This is a genomic window from Kitasatospora sp. GAS204B, from assembly GCF_029892155.1.
Lineage (GTDB): Bacteria > Actinomycetota > Actinomycetes > Streptomycetales > Streptomycetaceae > Kitasatospora.
Genome location: NZ_JARZAG010000003.1, coordinates 41458 through 58142 on the forward strand (window position 1 = coordinate 41458; position 16685 = coordinate 58142).

The 16685-nt window shown below is 73.0% G+C and carries 16 protein-coding genes; 10 read left to right on the plus strand and 6 right to left on the minus strand.

The features are described 5' to 3' along the window. Positions 1–44 precede the first annotated feature (44 nt). The 4 genes from ilvD to P3T41_RS05195 all read right to left on the minus strand — a co-directional run bounded on the left by ilvD (position 45) and on the right by P3T41_RS05195 (position 4769). Positions 45–1889 carry a dihydroxy-acid dehydratase gene (gene ilvD / locus P3T41_RS05180; protein WP_280688125.1) on the minus strand — a complete coding sequence of 615 codons (1845 nt, stop codon included), beginning with the start codon at positions 1887–1889 and terminating at the stop codon, positions 45–47. Positions 1890–1971: 82 nt separating this feature from the next. Further along, positions 1972–2739, minus strand: a complete 768-nt coding sequence (locus P3T41_RS05185) for a class I SAM-dependent methyltransferase (protein WP_280688127.1) — start codon at positions 2737–2739, stop codon at positions 1972–1974. A 30-nt stretch (positions 2740–2769) separates the two neighbouring features. Next, positions 2770–3573, minus strand: coding sequence for a sugar phosphate isomerase/epimerase (locus P3T41_RS05190; RefSeq protein WP_280688684.1), 804 nt, complete (start codon positions 3571–3573; stop codon positions 2770–2772). Positions 3574–3806: 233 nt separating this feature from the next. After that, positions 3807–4769: a Ppx/GppA phosphatase family protein gene (locus tag P3T41_RS05195; RefSeq protein ID WP_280688129.1), complete on the minus strand. Its 963-nt coding sequence runs from the start codon at positions 4767–4769 to the stop codon at positions 3807–3809. A gap of 131 nt (positions 4770–4900) precedes the next feature. Here P3T41_RS05195 and P3T41_RS05200 point away from each other — a divergent pair, with 131 nt between their 5' ends. Both P3T41_RS05200 and P3T41_RS05205 read left to right on the plus strand, forming a co-directional pair. Beyond that, entirely contained in the window at positions 4901–5656 is a 756-nt protein-coding gene (locus P3T41_RS05200; RefSeq protein ID WP_280688130.1) for an alpha/beta hydrolase, read from the plus strand. Between the two features lie 35 nt (positions 5657–5691). Beyond that, a complete protein-coding gene (locus P3T41_RS05205) occupies positions 5692–6549 on the plus strand; it encodes a hypothetical protein (protein WP_280688132.1) in 858 nt (285 codons plus the stop codon). Here P3T41_RS05205 and P3T41_RS05210 read toward each other — a convergent pair whose 3' ends face one another. Together P3T41_RS05210 and P3T41_RS05215 are read right to left on the minus strand one after the other, a co-directional pair. Next, on the minus strand, positions 6550–7698 hold the full coding sequence (locus P3T41_RS05210) for an NADH-quinone oxidoreductase subunit D (RefSeq protein ID WP_280688685.1): 1149 nt from the start codon (positions 7696–7698) through the stop codon (positions 6550–6552). It lies immediately after the preceding gene. A 5-nt stretch (positions 7699–7703) separates the two neighbouring features. Beyond that, positions 7704–8711, minus strand: coding sequence for an SAM-dependent methyltransferase (locus P3T41_RS05215; protein ID WP_280688133.1), 1008 nt, complete (start codon positions 8709–8711; stop codon positions 7704–7706). Between the two features lie 94 nt (positions 8712–8805). Here P3T41_RS05215 and P3T41_RS05220 point away from each other — a divergent pair, with 94 nt between their 5' ends. The 8 genes from P3T41_RS05220 (at position 8806) to P3T41_RS05255 (ending at position 16611) form a co-directional block, all read left to right on the plus strand. Beyond that, positions 8806–10008, plus strand: coding sequence for a sensor histidine kinase (locus P3T41_RS05220; protein ID WP_280688135.1), 1203 nt, complete (start codon positions 8806–8808; stop codon positions 10006–10008). A gap of 58 nt (positions 10009–10066) precedes the next feature. Beyond that, complete coding sequence (locus P3T41_RS05225; RefSeq protein WP_280688137.1) at positions 10067–10756, plus strand: response regulator transcription factor; 690 nt, start codon at positions 10067–10069, stop codon at positions 10754–10756. 78 nt (positions 10757–10834) lie between these two features. Continuing rightward, on the plus strand, positions 10835–11758 hold the full coding sequence (locus P3T41_RS05230; protein ID WP_280688139.1) for a DUF2520 domain-containing protein: 924 nt from the start codon (positions 10835–10837) through the stop codon (positions 11756–11758). Continuing rightward, positions 11758–12654, plus strand: coding sequence for a pantoate--beta-alanine ligase (gene panC / locus P3T41_RS05235; RefSeq protein ID WP_280688141.1), 897 nt, complete (start codon positions 11758–11760; stop codon positions 12652–12654). Before P3T41_RS05230 ends, panC begins: the two co-directional genes overlap by 1 nt. Positions 12655–12702: 48 nt before the next feature. After that, positions 12703–13119 (plus strand): aspartate 1-decarboxylase, encoded by a 417-nt coding sequence (gene panD, locus P3T41_RS05240; protein ID WP_280688143.1) that lies wholly within the window; start codon positions 12703–12705, stop codon positions 13117–13119. 23 nt (positions 13120–13142) lie between these two features. Beyond that, entirely contained in the window at positions 13143–14810 is a 1668-nt protein-coding gene (locus tag P3T41_RS05245) for an L-aspartate oxidase (RefSeq protein WP_280688145.1), read from the plus strand. 5 nt (positions 14811–14815) lie between these two features. After that, positions 14816–15787: a carboxylating nicotinate-nucleotide diphosphorylase gene (gene nadC, locus P3T41_RS05250; protein WP_280688147.1), complete on the plus strand. Its 972-nt coding sequence runs from the start codon at positions 14816–14818 to the stop codon at positions 15785–15787. Positions 15788–15813: 26 nt separating this feature from the next. Next, complete coding sequence (locus P3T41_RS05255; RefSeq protein ID WP_280688148.1) at positions 15814–16611, plus strand: type III pantothenate kinase; 798 nt, start codon at positions 15814–15816, stop codon at positions 16609–16611. The last annotated feature ends 74 nt before the right edge of the window (positions 16612–16685 follow it).

Below are 16685 nucleotides of genomic sequence, written 5' to 3' on the forward strand. Positions count from 1 at the left end.
GCCCCTCCCGGCCCGTCGGTCCGTGCCCGGCCGGCCCGAGCCCGTCAGCCCAGCTTGCTGACGTCCCGCACCGCGCCCTTGTCGGCCGAGGTGGCCATCGCCGCGTACGCCTTGAGCGCCGCGCTGACCGGACGGTCGCGGTGGGCCGGCTGGTAGCCGCCGGACTCCTCCAGCCGCAGCCGGCGCTCGTGCAGCTCCTCGAAGGAGACCTCCAGCTGGACCGAGCGGCCCGGGATGTCGATCGAGATGACGTCGCCGTCCTGGACCAGCGCGATGGTGCCGCCGGAGGCCGCCTCCGGGGAGGCGTGCCCGATCGACAGCCCGGAGGTGCCGCCGGAGAACCGCCCGTCGGTGATCAGCGCGCACGCCTTGCCCAGGCCCCGGCCCTTGAGGAACGAGGTGGGGTAGAGCATCTCCTGCATGCCGGGGCCGCCCTTGGGGCCCTCGTAGCGGATCACCACCACGTCGCCCTCCTTGACCCGCTTGGTCAGGATCGCGTCCACCGCGTCCTCCTGGGACTCCAGCACCACGGCCGGTCCTGAGAAGGTCCAGATCGACTCGTCGACGCCGGCCGTCTTCACGATGCAGCCGTCCTCGGCCAGGTTGCCGTAGAGCACGGCCAGGCCGCCCTCCAGCGAGTAGGCGTGCTCGACGCTGCGGATGCAGCCGCCGGCCGCGTCGGTGTCCAGCGTCTCCCAACGCTCGGACTGGGAGAAGGCGGTGGCCGAGCGGACGCAGCCGGGGGCCGCGTGGAACAGCTCGACGGCGGTCGGCGAGGGCGAGCCGCCGCGGACGTCCCAGGTCTTCAGCCACTCGGCGAGCGAGTCGCTGTGCACGGTGTGCACGTCCTCGTTCAGCAGCCCGCCCCGGTACAGCTCGCCGAGGATCGCCGGGATGCCGCCGGCCCGGTGCACGTCCTCCATGTAGTACGAGCCGTTCGGCGCGACCTTGGACAGGCAGGGCACCCGGCGGGAGATCTGGTCGATCGCCCGCATGTCGAAGTCCAGCTCGGCCTCCTGGGCGGCGGCGAGCAGGTGCAGGATCGTGTTGGTCGAGCCGCCCATCGCGATGTCCAGCGCCATCGCGTTCTCGAAGGCCGCGCGGGTGGCGATGGACCGCGGCAGCACCGAGTAGTCGTCGCCGTCGTAGTGCCGCTTGGTGATCTCGACGATGGTGCGCCCGGCGTCCTCGTACAGCGCCTTGCGGGCGGTGTGGGTGGCCAGCGTCGAGCCGTTGCCGGGCAGCGCGAGACCGATCGCCTCGGCCAGGCAGTTCATCGAGTTCGCGGTGAACATGCCCGAACAGGAGCCGCAGGTCGGGCAGGCGTTCTCCTCGATGATCGCGATGTCCGCGTCCGAGACATTCTCGTTGACGGCGTCGGAGATCGCGTTCACCAGGTCGAGCTTGCGCACCGTGCCGTCCACCAGCACCGCCTGGCCGGCCTCCATCGGGCCGCCGGAGACGAAGACGGTGGGGATGTTGAGGCGCAGCGCGGCCATCAGCATGCCGGGGGTGATCTTGTCGCAGTTGGAGATGCAGATCAGCGCGTCCGCGCAGTGGGCGCTGACCATGTACTCCACGCTGTCGGCGATCAGGTCGCGCGAGGGCAGCGAGTAGAGCATCCCGTGGTGGCCCATCGCGATCCCGTCGTCCACCGCGATGGTGTTGAACTCGCGCGGGATGCCGCCGGCCGCGGCGATGGCCTCGGAGACGATCCGGCCCACCGGCTGCAGGTGGGTGTGGCCCGGCACGAACTCGGTGAAGGAGTTGGCCACCGCGATGATCGGCTTGCCGAAGTCCTCCCGGGCTACACCGGCCGCCCGGAGGAGGGCGCGGGCGCCTGCCATGTTGCGACCGTGGGTGACCGTACGGGACTTCAGCTCGGGCACGGGATCTCTCCATTCCCAGGGGTAGGTAACAGCCGAGCCTACGCCCCGGTCCCGCCCGCCGGACGCACCGTCCGCATCGCGGTCAGGCCCGCTTGAACGCCAGTGTCAGCTCGGTGCGGTACTCCTCGACGACCTCGCCGTCCGGGAAGGCGGCCAGCAGCGCGGCACGCTCGGCGGCCAGCACCGGCTCCTTCACCGCCGCGTCCAGCACCGCGAAGTAGGACTTGGAGCGCAGGTCGGTGATCACGTCCTCGACGCTGATCCGGCGCTCCCAGCGCAGTTCGCGGGTGGTGACCGGCTCGAAGGGGTAGGCGTCCAGCGTCCCGGTGAGAGCGTTCATCTCGCCGTAGTAGTGGAAGTTCGGCAGCGCGGCGGTCAGCCGGGCCAGTTGCTCGCCCAGCCACGGCACCGAGCGGTCCTTGAGGTTCCAGACCAGCGCCAGCGCGCCGCCCGGGCGCAGCACCCGCAGTGCCTCGGGCAGCGAGCGCTCGGGGTCGGTCCAGTGGAAGGCCTGGAAGTAAGTGATCAGGTCCGCGCTGGCGTCGTGGCACGGCAGGTCGTTGCCGTCGCCCTTGACCAGCGGCAGTTCGGGACTGACCCGGTGCAGCTGGGCCGCCATCCCGGGGGTCGGCTCGACCGCGATCACCCGGGCGCCGCGCGCGTGCAGCAGCCGGGTGGCGATCCCGGTGCCGGCGCCGACGTCCAGCACATCCGCGCCGCTGACCGGGCGACCGGTCAACTCCTCGATGGCGTCGAACAGTTCGCCGGGGTAGGAAGGGCGGGCCCGGTCGTACTCGGCGGCCACCGAGCCGAAGCTCGACGCGTGCGCGTGGTGCTGATCGACGGTCATGACCGGTCCCTCCAGGGGTCGTTCGTACCGTCAGAGTACGCGCGAGCCGGTGGCCAGATGCAGCCGGGTGAAGGCCAGCGCCTCGGCCAGGTCCGCCTCGCGCTCGGCGGGTGAGCCGGAGCGCCGGGTGTTGACCTCCAGCACCACGTGGCCGTCGAAGCCGGTGCGGGCCAGCCGCTCCAGCAACTCGGCACAGGGCTGCTTGCCGCGCCCGGGGATCAGGTGCTCGTCCTTGCCGGAGCCGGTGCCGTCGGCCAGGTGCACGTGGGCCAGCCGGTCCCCCATCCGGTCGACCATGGCGAAGGCGTCGATCCGCGAGGTGGCCACGTGCGAGAGGTCCACGGTGAAGTGCCGGTAGGCCTCGTCGGTGACGTCCCAGCCGGGGGCGTAGGCGAGCACCTCGCGGTCCTTGTAGCGCCAGGGGTACATGTTCTCCACCGCGAACCGCACCGCCGTCTCGCCCGCCATCCGCTCGATGCCGCGGACGAAGTCGCGCGCGTAGCCGCGCTGCCAGCGGAACGGCGGGTGCACCACCACGGTGTCCGCGCCCAGCGCCTCGGCGGCCGCCCTGGCCCGCTTGAGCTTGGTCCACGGATCGGTGGTCCAGACCCGCTGGGTGATCAGCAGGCAGGGCGCGTGCACCGCCAGGATCGGCATCCGGTGCTGCTCGGACAGCGCCCGCAGCCCGTCCAGGTCCTGGCTGATCGGGTCGTTCCAGACCATCACCTCGACACCGTCGTAGCCGAGCTTGGCCGCCAGCTCGAAGGCGACCGCGGTGTTGTCGGGGTAGACCGAGGCGCTGGACAGCGCGATCTTGGTGTCCGGGATGTGCAGCGCGGGGTGCGCCGGCAGCACCAGCCGGTCGGTGGTGCGCAGCAGCGGGTCGCGGCGCGGCGGAGTCGCCTTGCGGCGCGCGGCCCTGGGCAGCCGGGGCTGCGGCGCGGCGGCGGCCTTGGCGGTGCGCCGCCGTGGGCGGGCCTCGGCCCGCTCGGCCTCGGTCCGCTCCTGGGGCTGCTCGTCCGCCACCAAAGACTCGTCCTCCACGGGAGACAGGTACGGGAGACAGGTTATGCGGACTGCGCCACGAGCGGCGTCCCGCCGGGCTGGCCCATGCTGTCCAGTCGCCGCAGGATGATGCCCTCGCGCAGCGCCCACGGGCAGATGTCCAGCTCCTCGAGGCCGAACAGGTCCATCGCCGCGTCCGCCACCAGCGCCCCGGCCAGCAGCTGACGGGACCGGCCCTCGGAGACCCCGGGGATCTTGGCCCGCTCGGCCGCCGTCATCGCGGCGAGCCTGGGCAGCCAGGCCGCCAGGCCGGCGCGGCTCAGCTTGCGCGGCACCCGTGGCCCGGCCTCGGCGGGCGCGGCGCCGGTCATCCGGGCCAGCTGCTTGAAGGTCTTGGAGGTGGCCACCGCGTGGTCCGGCGGCCCGAGTCTGGCCACCTCGGCGATCACCCCGGCGATCGCCGCCCGGATGTGCCGGCGCAGCTCGCGCACCGCGTCCGGGTCGGCCACGTCGCCCGGCAGCCAGCCGGCGGTCAGCCGGCCCGCGCCCAGCGGCAGCGAGACGGCGGTGTCCGGCTGCTCGTCGATACCGCAGGCGATCTCCAGCGAGCCGCCGCCGATGTCCAGGTCGAGCAGCCGCCCGGAGGACCAGCCGAACCAGCGGCGCACCGCGAGGAAGGTCAGCCGCGCCTCGTCCTGCCCGGAGAGCACGGTGAGCTCCACCCCGGTCTGCTCCTCGACCTGGCGCAGCACCGCCTCGCCGTTGGCCGCCTCGCGCACCGCCGAGGTGGCGAACGGCAGCAGGTCGACCACGCCCTTGTCCTCGGCGACCCGGAGCGAGGAGGCGATGTGGTCGATCAGCCGCTGGACGCCGTCCGCGCTGATCGCCCCCCGCTCGTCGAGCAGTTCCGCGAGCCGCAGCTCCGCCTTGTGCGAGTACGCGGGCAGCGGGGCGGCACCGGGGTGGGCGTCCACCACGAGGAAGTGGACGGTGTTGGAACCTACGTCGAGCACACCGAGTCGCATAATCCACCACGCTACGCCACGGCACCTGCGGAAATCCCGCCTGTTCGATTGCCGAGCAGCGCCGGTTCAGGCCAGCCTGGTCAGCTGACGTCCCCTCCGACATCCCATCGACTACTTGGGAGCCACGCCTCATGACGATCAGTCACCGCCGCCTGGGTGCCGGCGAGCACAAGGTCATCGTCCTGCACGACTGGTTCGGCACCTCGGCGGGCTGGGGCCCGTTCCTCGACTACCTGGACAAATCGACTTTCGGCTACGCCTTCCTGGACTACCGCGGCTACGGCGACCGGGTCGAGGTGCCCGGCGAGTACACCCTGGCCGAGATCGCAGCCGACGCGCTGGCGCTGGCCGACGATTTGGGCTGGGAGCGGTTCTCGCTGGTCGGCCACTCGATGGGCGGCAAGGCGGCGCAGCGGGTGCTGCTCCAGGCGCCGCACCGGGTGCGCAAGCTGGCCGGCATCGCGCCGGTGCCGGCGGCGGCCTACCCGTTGGACGAGCAGGGCCGGGCCCTGTTCGAAGCCGCCGCGCAGAACTTCACCGCCCGCCGGATGATCCTGGACCTGGTCACCGGGCACCGCGCCAACCCGATCTGGCTGGACCGGATGGTGGCCCGCTCCACCGCCACCAGCCGCACCGACGCCTTCGACGCCTACCTGACGGAGTGGACCGGCCAGGACTTCGCCGCGAAGCTCACCGGGCTCGAACTGCCGGTCGGCGTCTTCATCGGCGAGCACGACCTGGCGCTCACCGCGGAGACCTTCCGCACCGGCTGGCAGCCGCTCTATCCGAACGCCGAGCTGCGGGTGCTGCCGGCCACCGGGCACTACCCGATGTACGAGACCCCGGTCGCCTTCGCCACCGCGCTGGAGGCGTTCCTCCGGGCCTGACCGGACCGGCGGCGATGGCGGCTACCCTTGGCCGGGTGGCCGCCATCGACATCCCCGCCCCCACCAGCAAGAAGCCTCTCCCCGAGGTCGGGCTGGACTTCCCCCGCGCCTGGGTCGAGTTCGCCGACCCCGCCGACCCCGAGCAGGTCTTCCGCTGCGACCTCACCTGGCTGACCTCCCGCTGGGGCTGCATCTTCGGCCAGGGCTGCCACGGCATCCGCCCCGGGCGCGGTGAGTCCGACGGCTGCTGCACGCTGGGCGCGCACTACTCGGACGAGGACGACGAGCAGCGGGTGGTCGAGCACGCCAAGCGGCTCACCCCCGAGACCTGGCAGTACTTCGAGCAGGGCACCGACAAGAAGGGCCGGCTCAAGCTCGACGGCGGCATCACCATGCTGGACGAGGACGGCGACCGGCAGACCCGCCGGGTGGACGGCGCCTGCATCTTCCTCAACCGCCCTGGCTTCGCCGGCGGCCAGGGCTGCGCGCTGCACACGCTGGCCCTCGAGGAGGGCAAGGAGCCGCTGGAGACCAAGCCGGACGTCTGCTGGCAGCTGCCGATCCGCCGCACCTACGACTGGATCGACCGCCCGGACGACACCCGCTACCTTCAGGTGTCGATCGGCGAGTACGACCGGCGCGGCTGGGGCCCGGGCGGCCACGACCTGCACTGGTGGTGCACCAGCAGCTCGGAGGCGCACCAGGCCCCCGACCCGGTCTACGTCGGCTACCGCGCCGAGCTGACCGAGCTGATGGGCGCCGAGGCCTACGCCGTGCTGGTCGAGCTGTGCGAGCAGCGGATCAAGGCCAAGGGCGACCGGAAGCTGGCGCCCCACCCGGCGGACGCCGGAAATCGAAAGGGGTCGGCCGACCCGAAGCGGCCGAAGAAGTAACTACTTGTCGATGTCGCCGACCACGAAGAACATCGACCCGAGGATCGCGACCATGTCGGCCACCAGGGTGCCGGGCAGCAGCTCGGTCAGCGCCTGGATGTTGTTGAAGGACGCCGAGCGGAGCTTGAGCCGCCACGGCGTCTTGTCGCCGCGCGAGACCAGGTAGTAGCCGTTGACGCCGAGCGGGTTCTCGGTCCAGGCGTAGGTCTCGCCCTCGGGGGCCTTGAGCACCTTGGGCAGCCGCAGGTTGACCGGGCCGGCCGGCAGCCCGGCCAGCCGGTCCAGGCAGGCGTCGGCCAGGTCCAGCGAGTTGGCGGTCTGCTCCAGCAGGCACTCGAACCGGGCCAGGCAGTCGCCCTCCTCGCGCAGCGCGACGGTGAGCACGTCCTGCAGCTCGCCGTAGGCCAGGTAGGGCTCGTCGCGGCGCAGGTCGAAGTCGACGCCGCTGGCCCGGGCGATCGGCCCGGTGATGCCGTAGGCGTGCACGTGCTCGGGGGCGAGCACCCCGACGCCCGCCGTCCTGGCCCGGAAGATCTCGTTGCCGAGCACCAGGTTCTGGTACACCGGCAGCTGGGCGCGGACGGCGGCGACCGCCGCCCTGACCCGGCCGAGCCAGCCGGCCGGCAGGTCCTCCTTGAGGCCGCCGACCCGGTTGAACATGTAGTGCATCCGCCCGCCGCTGGCCTCCTCCAGCACCTGCTGGAGCTCCTCGCGGCTGTGGAAGGCGTAGAAGACGGGGGTGATGCCGCCCAGCTCCAGCGGGTAGGAGCCGATGAACATCAGGTGGTTGAGCACCCGGTTGAGCTCGGCGAGCAGGGTGCGGGTCCACACCGCGCGCTCCGGCACCTCCATGCCGAGCATCCGCTCGACGGCGAGCACCACGCCCAGCTCGTTGGCGAAGGCGGAGAGCCAGTCGTGCCGGTTGGCCAGCATGATGATCTGCCGGTAGTCGCGGGCCTCGAAGAGCTTCTCGGCGCCGCGGTGCATGTAGCCGATGATCGGCTCGGCGGAGACGATCCGCTCGCCGTCCAGCACTAGCTTGAGGCGGAGCACGCCGTGGGTGGCCGGGTGCTGCGGACCGATGTTCAGCACCATGTCGGTCGCGGTGTTCTCTGCACCTGCGCCGATGCCGACCGTGGTCTCCCTCAAGCTGCTCATGCCTCCAGAGTCTGCCATCCCGGCAGGCCCTGGAAGCTCCGCGGTACCGGCATCCGGACAGCCTGGAGCAGCCAGCCGAAGCCGCCGAGCCCGGCGCTCGCGGTCAGCTCGGCCGCCTCCCCGGCGGCGGCCAGCGCCCGCAGGTAGCCGGCCGGGTCCTCGGTGGCGAGCGCGAGCGGCGGCCGGGTGCCGTCCACCCCGAGGGCGCGCAGCGCGGCCCGCTGGGTTGTCCACAGGCTGTGGATGCCCGGGACCGCCACCGAGTCCAGCGCCACATGCGCCGTCAGATCGCAGCTGCCGTCCGGCACCGGCGGCACCTCGCGCCCGTCCCGGAAACCGGTCAGCGTCCCGAAGGTCGGCCGGTCCGACGTCCGGTGCGCGTAGTCCACCGCCACCGCGAGCCCCCGCTCCAGCGCGCCGACCGCCGCCGCCCACGCCTCGTCCCGCGGCCCGCCCAGCTCGACTCTCTCCCCCTCGGCCTGTTCTCCCGCCGGCCACCACTCTTGTGCCCAGGCCGCGTCCGCCCCCGTCAACGGCGCCCCCAGCCGCTCCTCACCCGTCGTGCTGACCTCGACGTAGCGCAGCACCCCCGCCTCGTCCCGCTCGGCGATCTCCAGCGGCACGTTGTCCAGCCACTCGTTGGCGAAGAGCAGCCCGACCGCCCCCTCGGGCACCCGCTCGGTCCACCGCACCTGGGCGGGCAGGCCGTCGGGGCGCGCGGCCAGCTCGACCCCGTAGGCGCGCAGCCGCCCGGGGAGCAGGTCGCAGAGCGCGCCGACCAGCTCGCCGCGCCCGGCCCCGACGTCGATCAGGGCGATCTCCGGCGGGTGGCCGAGCGCCTCGTCCACCTCGAGCAGCAGCCGGCCCACCGCCGACCCGTACTGGGCGGAGGCGTGCACCGAGGTCCTGAAGTGCCCCGCCGGGCCCTCCGGCCTGCGGTAGAAACCGCCCTGTGCCCCGTACAGGGCCCGTTCCATGGCGGGGCGCCAGCGCATCCAGGTCATGCTCGCGACCGTACCGGGCTCCGACCTGCGGACGATGCGGGGATCGCCCTCGCGGTGGAGGGGAGCGCCGCTGCGGTCTGCCTACGCTTGTCACGTGCATCGACTCAACGCCTGGCTTCGCGGACACCCCATGGTGGTCGATGGCGCCTGGGCGTCCGTCGTGCTCTTCCTGGCAGTGGTCTCCAACGTCAACAACGAGGGCTGGCACCAGACCGGCTACTACGTCATCTCGGTGCTGATCTTCGCGTTGATGCTGGTGCGCCGCCGCTGGCCGAACCTGGCCGTGACCGCCGGACTGCTGCTGGGCCTGGCCCAGGCGGCCGCCCAGATCGCCCCGGACGCCTCCTCGATCGGCTACCTGGTCTTCGTCTACACCGGCGCCGCCTTCGGTGCCCCGTGGATCTCCCGGTTCGCGCTGGCCGGCGGCCTGCTCGCCGGGCCGCTCACGGTCGGGATGCTGCACAAGACCTCGGACAACGGCCCGCCCGGGCACGGCTTCCTGCAGCAGTCCTTCGTGGCCGCGCTGCTCTCCACCCCGTTCATCCTCTGCTGGGCCTGGGGCCGGCTCACCCGGGTCCGCCGCGCCTACCTGACCGAGCTGGAGGACCGCGCCGAGCGGCTGGAGCGCGAGCGCGACGCCCAGGCCAAGGTGGCGGTGGCCGCCGAGCGGGCCCGGATCGCCCGCGAGCTGCACGACGTGGTCGCGCACAACGTCTCGGTGATGATCGTCCAGGCCGACGGCGCGGCCTACGTGATGGACAACTCGCCGCAGCAGGCCAAGGAGGCGCTGTCCACCATCGCCTCCACCGGACGGCAGGCACTGGTCGAGATGCGCCGCCTGCTGGGCGTGCTGCGCACCGCCGACGCGACCGAGGAGTACGTGCCGCAGCCGGGCGTCGAGGAGCTCCCCGACCTGCTCGACCAGGTCCGCACCGCCGGGCTGCCGGTCGCGTACTCCACCTCCGGGGAGGTCCGCGAGCTGCCCCGCGGGGTCGAGCTGACGGTCTACCGGATCGTCCAGGAGGCGCTGACCAACGTGCGCAAGCACGGCGGCCCGAACGTCAGCGCCCGGGTCGCGGTGGACTTCGGCGACCGCGACCTGAACGTATTGATCGAGGACGACGGACGTGGCAGCACCGACGAGCAGCTCACCCGTGGTGGTCTGGACGGGCAGGGGCACGGCCTGATCGGCATGCGCGAGCGGATCGGCATGGTCAGCGGCAGCCTGGACGCCGGGCCGCGCCCCGGCGGCGGGTTCCGGATCCGCGCCGTCCTCCCGCTCAAGACCGCCCGCTAGCCGCTCGCTAGCCGCCCGCTAGCCGCTCGACCGTTGCTCGACCGAAGGAGAGCCCGAAGTGACCATCCGCGTGATGCTCGTCGACGACCAGGAACTGCTGCGCACCGGCTTCCGGATGGTCCTCCAGTCCCAGCCCGACATCGAGATCGTCGCCGAGGCCGGCGACGGCGCCCAGGCGCTGGAGGTGCTGGCCCGGACCGCGGTGGACGTGATCCTGATGGACGTCCGGATGCCCCGGCTCGACGGCGTCCAGGCCACCCGGCGGATCTGCCTGGACGCCGAGGGCGCACCACTGCCGGACGTGCCCAAGGTGCTCATCCTGACCACCTTCGACCTGGACGAGTACGCCTTCGCGGCGCTCAAGGCCGGCGCCAGCGGCTTCCTGCTCAAGGACGTGCCGCCCACCGAGCTGGTCACCGCGATCCGCGCGGTGCACGCGGGCGACGCGGTGGTCGCCCCGACCACCACCCGCCGGATGATCGACCAGTTCGCCGAGGTCCTCCCGCTCCCCCAGGCGCAGAGCGGCCCGCCCACCCTGAAGGCGCTGACCGAGCGCGAGCGCGAGGTCTTCCTGCTGGTCGCCCAGGGCCTGTCGAACGGCGAGATCGCCGCCGCGCTGACCCTCTCCGAGGCCACCGTGAAGACCCACGTCGGGCGGATCCTGGCCAAGCTGAGCCTGCGCGACCGGGTCCAGGCCGTGGTGCTCGCCTACGAGGCCGGGCTGCTGCGGGCGGGCGGGCACGTCTGAGTCCTGTCCGGGGCGCAGCGGGCGGGCCGTAGGATGGGACGGACCGTCTGGTACCCGTAGAGGACTGGAACGCAGACCGTGAACACCTCCGACCTGTTCGACCTCCCCGACCCGGACGACCCGGCGGGCCGTCCCGCGCGCCTGGCCGTGGGCGTGGTCGGCACCGGGCGGGTCGGCACCGCGCTCGGCGCGGCCCTGCAGCTGGCCGGCCACCAGGTGGTGGCCGCCTCCGGTGTCTCCGCCCTCTCCCGCCGCCGCGCCGAGGCGCTGCTGCCCGGGGTGCGCCTGGTGACGCCCCCTCAGGTGCTGGCCGCCGCCGACCTGGTCCTGCTGACCGTCCCCGACGACGCGCTGGCCGACCTGGTCGCGGGCCTGGCCACCACCGGCGCGATCCGCCCGGGCCAGCTGCTGGTGCACGCCTCGGGCGCGCACGGCGTCGGCATCCTGACCCTGGCCACCCGGGCCGGGGCGCTGCCACTGGCGCTGCACCCGGCGATGACCTTCACCGGCACCTCGGTCGACGTGGCCCGGCTGGCCGGCTGCCCCTTCGGGGTGACCGCCCCCGAGGAGTTGCGCCCGGTGGCCGAGGCCCTGGTGGTGGAGATGGGCGGCGAGCCCGAGTGGGTGCCCGAGCAGGTCCGCGCGCTCTACCACACCGCCCTCGCGCACGGCGCGAACCACCTGGTCACCCTGGTCGCGCAGGCCATCGAGCTGCTGCGGGTGGCCGGCGTGGCCGAGCCGGGCCGGCTGCTCGCCCCGCTGCTCGGCGCCGCGCTGGACAACAGCCTGCGGGCCGGCGACGCCGCGCTGACCGGCCCGGTCGCCCGCGGCGACGCGGGCACCGTGCGCCGCCACCTGGCGCAGCTGACTACCGTGTCTCCGGACATCCCGGCGGCCTACCGGGCGATGGCGAAGGCCACCGCGCAGCGGGCGCTGGCGCACGGGACGCTGACGGACGAAGCGGCGGCCTCGCTGCTGGACGTACTCAACGAGGAGAAGTGATGGCCCGCCCCAAGCCCGCCGCCAAGGCGCCCAAGGTGCGCACGGCGCAGCTCACCCACACCGTCACCGACTTCGAGGCGGCCTTCTGGCCCGACGAGAGCCCGGTGGACAACGCGGTCGTGATGACCATGGGCGCCCTGCACGAGGGCCACGCCGCGCTGATCCGGGCGGCCCGCAAGGAGGTCGGCCCGGACGGCCGGGTGGCCGTGACGGTCTTCGTCAACCCGCTGCAGTTCGCCCCGAGCGAGGACCTGGACCGCTACCCGCGCACGCTGGCCGCCGACGTGCGGCTGGCCGAGGAGCACGGCGCCGACGTGGTCTTCGCCCCGCTGCCCGAGGAGGTCTACCCGAACGGCACCCCGCAGGTGCGGCTCGCCGCGGGCCCGATGGGCGAGCGGTTCGAGGGCGTCACCCGGCCCGGTCACTTCGACGGCATGCTGACCGTGGTGGCCAAGCTGCTGCACATCACCGACCCGGACTTCGCCTTCTTCGGCGAGAAGGACGCCCAGCAGCTGGCCCTGATCCAGCGGATGGTGGCCGACCTGGACTTCGACGTCGAGGTGATCGGCGTGCCGACCGTCCGGGAGGCGGACGGCCTGGCGCTCTCCTCGCGCAACCGCTTCCTCTCCGAGACCGAGCGCGAGCAGGCGCTGGCGCTCTCCCGCGCCCTGCTCGCCGGGCGGGACGCCGGCGCACGCGGCCCCAAGGCCGTGCGCGAGGCGGCCGCCCAGGTGCTCGACGACGCCCCGGGCGTCGACCTCGACTACCTCGCCCTGATCGACCCGCACGACTTCGTCGAGGCGCCGGACGACTTCCAGGGCGAGGCGGTACTGGCCGTGGCGGCGAAGGTGGGGAGTACCCGCCTGATCGACAATGTTCGCCTTCAGGTCAGGTAGTCCAGTTATCCCTTCGGCATGCACTCACCTACGGAGGCGTGACCCGTAATGCTTCGCACCATGTTCAAGTCCAAGATCCACCGCGCCACCGTCACCCAGGCCGACCTGCACTACGTCGGTTCGGTGACGGTGGACCAGGATCTGCTGGACGCCGCCGACATCCTGCCCGGCGAGTTGGTCCACATCGTCGACATCAACAACGGGGCCCGGCTGGAGACCTACACCATCGCCGGCCCGCGCGGCACCGGGGTGATCGGCATCAACGGCGCCGCCGCCCGGCTGGTCCACCCCGGCGACCTGGTGATCCTGATCGCCTACGGGCAGATGGACACCGCCGAGGCGAAGGCCTACCAGCCCAAGGTGGTCTTCGTGGACGCCGAGAACAAGATCACCGGCACCGGGGCGGACGCCGCCGAGGCCCTGCCCGGGACGGACACCCTGCGCGGCGACGCCGTCCACGTGTAACACCTGCCGACTGGAGCTCCACCATGCCTGTGACCCACCGCCTCACCGCCCCCACCCCGGGCTGGACCGCCACCACCGATGTCGTGGTGGTCGGTTCCGGCGTGGCCGGGCTCACCGCCGCGCTCGGCATCCGCCAGGCCGGCCTGCGGGTGACGGTGGTCACCAAGGCGATGCTGGACGACGGCTCCACCCGCTGGGCCCAGGGCGGCATAGCCGCCGCCCTGGGCGAGGGGGACACCCCCGAACAGCACCTGGCCGACACCCTGGTGGCCGGCGCCGGCGTCTGCGACGAGCAGGCCGTGCGGGTGCTGGTCACCGAGGGCCCGGGGGCGGTGCGCCGGCTGATCGCGGTCGGCGCCGCCTTCGACACCGACACCACGGGCGAGATCATGCTCACCCGCGAGGGCGGCCACCACCGGCGCCGGATCGCGCACGCGGGCGGCGACGCCACCGGCGCGGAGATATCGCGGGCCCTGGTCGCCGCCGTGCGCGACGACCCAGGCCTGGAGCTGATCGAGCACGCCCTGGTGCTCGACCTGCTCACCGACGAGAGCGGCCACGCGGCCGGCCTGACCCTGCACGTGATGGGCGAGGGCCAGCGCGACGGGGTGGGCGCACTGCGGGCCAAGGCCGTGGTGCTGGCCACCGGCGGCATGGGCCAGGTCTTCTCGGCCACCACCAACCCGGCGGTCTCCACCGGCGACGGCGTGGCGCTGGCGCTGCGGGCCGGCGCCGAGGTGGCCGACCTGGAGTTCGTCCAGTTCCACCCGACCGTGCTCTGGCTCGGCCCCGAGGCGCACGGCCAGCAGCCGCTGATCTCCGAGGCGGTGCGCGGCGAGGGCGCCTACCTGGTGGACGCCGCCGGCACCCGCTTCATGCTGGGGCAGCACGAGCTCAACGAGCTGGCCCCGCGCGACATCGTGGCCAAGGCGATCACCCGGCAGATGCAGGACCAGCGCGCCGAGCACATGTACCTGGACGGGCGGCACTTCGGCGCCGCCATGTGGGCCGAGCGGTTCCCGACCATCCTGGCCTCCTGCCGCTCGCACGGCATCGACCCGGTCACCGAGCTGATCCCGATCGCGCCGGCCGCGCACTACGCCTCCGGCGGGGTCCGCACCGACCTGCACGGGCGCACCTCGGTGCCCGGCCTGTACGCCTGCGGCGAGGTGGCCTGCACCGGGGTGCACGGCGCCAACCGGCTGGCCTCCAACTCGCTGCTGGAGGGCCTGGTCTTCGCCGAGCGGATCGCGGCCGAGCTGACCGAGCGGCACCGGGCGGGCGAACTGCCCGAGCGCGCGGTGGACGTGGCGGCCGCCCGGGCCGCCCACGCCGTCGCGCTGCCCGCGCCCGAGGCCAGGGCCCAGGTGCAGCAGCTGATGTCGCGCGGGGCGGGCGTGCTGCGCTCGGCCGCGAGCATGGCCGGCAGCGCCGAGGGCCTGGCCGCGCTGGCCGAGGGCGCCGCCGCGCACCTCGCCGACGAGAAGCCGGCCGACCCCCGGGTGGAGACCTGGGAGGCGGCCAACCTGCTGCTGGTCGCCACCGCCCTGGTGACCGCCGCGGCCCGCCGCGCCGAGACCCGCGGCTGCCACTGGCGCGAGGACTTCCCGGAGCGCGACGACGTCCACTGGCAGCGACACCTGATCACCACCCTGACCGCGGACGGCCTCCGCATCGCCGAGGAGCACTGACGACCATGACCCACACGCACGAAGAACTGCCGCTCGCCGACCAGCAGGACGGCTGCGGCGCGGGCTGCGGCTGCGCCGACGGCGAGGGCTACGAGACCGGTCTCGACCCGGCGCTGGCGGAGCTGCTGGAGGCGGCGGGCCTGGACCCGGTCGAGGTCGAGGACATCGCCACCCTGGCGCTGGCCGAGGACCTGGCCGGCGGCGAGGACGTCACCTCGGTGGCCACCGTCCCCGAGGACGCGGTGGCCACCGCCGACTTCACCGCCCGCCAGGCGGGCGTGGTGGCCGGCCTGCGGATCGCCGAGGCCGTGGTCTCGCTGATCTGCGAGGAGGAGTTCGAGGTCGAGCGGCACGTCGAGGACGGCGACCGGGTCGAGGCCGGCCAGGTGCTGCTCTCGGTGCGCAGCCGCACCCGCGACCTGCTCACCGCCGAGCGCAGCGCGCTCAACCTGCTCTGCCACCTGTCCGGCATCGCCACCGCCACCCGCGCCTGGGCCGACGCGCTGGCGGGCACCGGCGCCGCGGTGCGCGACACCCGCAAGACCCACCCCGGCCTGCGCGCGCTGCAGAAGTACGCGGTGCGCTGCGGCGGCGGCGTCAACCACCGGATGGCGCTCTCCGACGCCGCGCTGATCAAGGACAACCACGTGGTCGCCGCGGGCGGCGTGGCCGAGGCCTTCCGGGCCGTCCGGGCCGCCTACCCCGAGCTGGAGGTCGAGGTCGAGGTCGACCGGATCGACCAGATCCCGCCGGTGCTGGAGGCCGGGGCCGACCTGATCCTGCTGGACAACTTCAGCGTCGCCGAGCTCGGCGAGGCGGTCCGGCTGGTCGCGGGCCGGGCCAAGCTGGAGGCTTCCGGCGGTCTGACCCTGGCCACCGCGCGCGAGGTCGCCGAGACTGGTGTCGACTACCTGGCGGTCGGGGCGCTGACCCACTCGGCACCCGTCCTGGACATCGGCCTGGACCTCCGTTCCTGACCCTGCTCCCCCTACGAAAGCGGCCCATGCTCCTCACCATCGACGTCGGCAACACCCAGACCACGCTCGGCCTGTTCGACGGCGAGGAGGTCGTCAACCACTGGCGGATCTCCACCGATCCGCGCCGCACCGCCGACGAACTGGCGGTGCTGATGCAGGGGCTGATGAGCCGTCATGTCGGCGGCGCGGGCGCCGAGCAGGTGAAGGTGGACGGGCTGGCGATCTGCTCCTCGGTGCCCGCCGTGCTGCACGAGCTGCGCGAGGTGACCCGTCGTTACTACGGCGACGTGCCTGCGGTGTTGGTGGCGCCGGGGGTGAAGACCGGGGTGCACGTCCTGATGGACAACCCCAAGGAGGTCGGCGCGGACCGGATCGTCAACGCGCTGGCCGCCAACCACCTGTACGGGGGGCCGTGCATCGTGGTCGACTTCGGCACCGCCACCACCTTCGACGCGATCAACGAGCGCGGCGACTACGTGGGCGGCGCGATCGCCCCCGGCATCGAGATCTCGGTCGAGGCGCTGGGGGTGCGCGGCGCCCAGCTGCGCAAGATCGAGCTGGCCAGACCGCGCAACGTGATCGGCAAGAACACCGTGGAGGGCATGCAGTCCGGCGTGCTCTACGGTTTCGCCGGCCAGGTGGACGGGCTGGTCACCAGGATGGCCAAGGAGCTCTCCCCCAAGGACCCGGAGGACGTCCAGGTGATCGCCACCGGTGGCCTGGCCCCCCTGGTGCTCGGCGAGGCGAGCACCATCGACGTGCACGAGCCCTGGCTGACGCTGATCGGGCTGCGGCTGGTCTACGAACGCAACGCGACAAGCTGATCGCAGCTTGACCCGAACGGGGGGCGCAACGCGAGGCTTCCGACAAATCGGATATTCCTCACGTAGTGTCAACT

Coding starts and splice junctions, on each gene's coding strand:
- P3T41_RS05195 (WP_280688129.1), bottom strand. CDS start 4,769: ATGCGACTCGGTGTGCTCGACGTAGGTTCCAACACCGTCCACTTCCTC.
- P3T41_RS05200 (WP_280688130.1), top strand. CDS start 4,901: ATGACGATCAGTCACCGCCGCCTGGGTGCCGGCGAGCACAAGGTCATC.
- P3T41_RS05215 (WP_280688133.1), bottom strand. CDS start 8,711: ATGACCTGGATGCGCTGGCGCCCCGCCATGGAACGGGCCCTGTACGGG.
- panD (WP_280688143.1), top strand. CDS start 12,703: ATGCTTCGCACCATGTTCAAGTCCAAGATCCACCGCGCCACCGTCACC.
- P3T41_RS05255 (WP_280688148.1), top strand. CDS start 15,814: ATGCTCCTCACCATCGACGTCGGCAACACCCAGACCACGCTCGGCCTG.
- P3T41_RS05245 (WP_280688145.1), top strand. CDS start 13,143: ATGCCTGTGACCCACCGCCTCACCGCCCCCACCCCGGGCTGGACCGCC.
- panC (WP_280688141.1), top strand. CDS start 11,758: ATGGCCCGCCCCAAGCCCGCCGCCAAGGCGCCCAAGGTGCGCACGGCG.
- nadC (WP_280688147.1), top strand. CDS start 14,816: ATGACCCACACGCACGAAGAACTGCCGCTCGCCGACCAGCAGGACGGC.
- P3T41_RS05185 (WP_280688127.1), bottom strand. CDS start 2,739: ATGACCGTCGATCAGCACCACGCGCACGCGTCGAGCTTCGGCTCGGTG.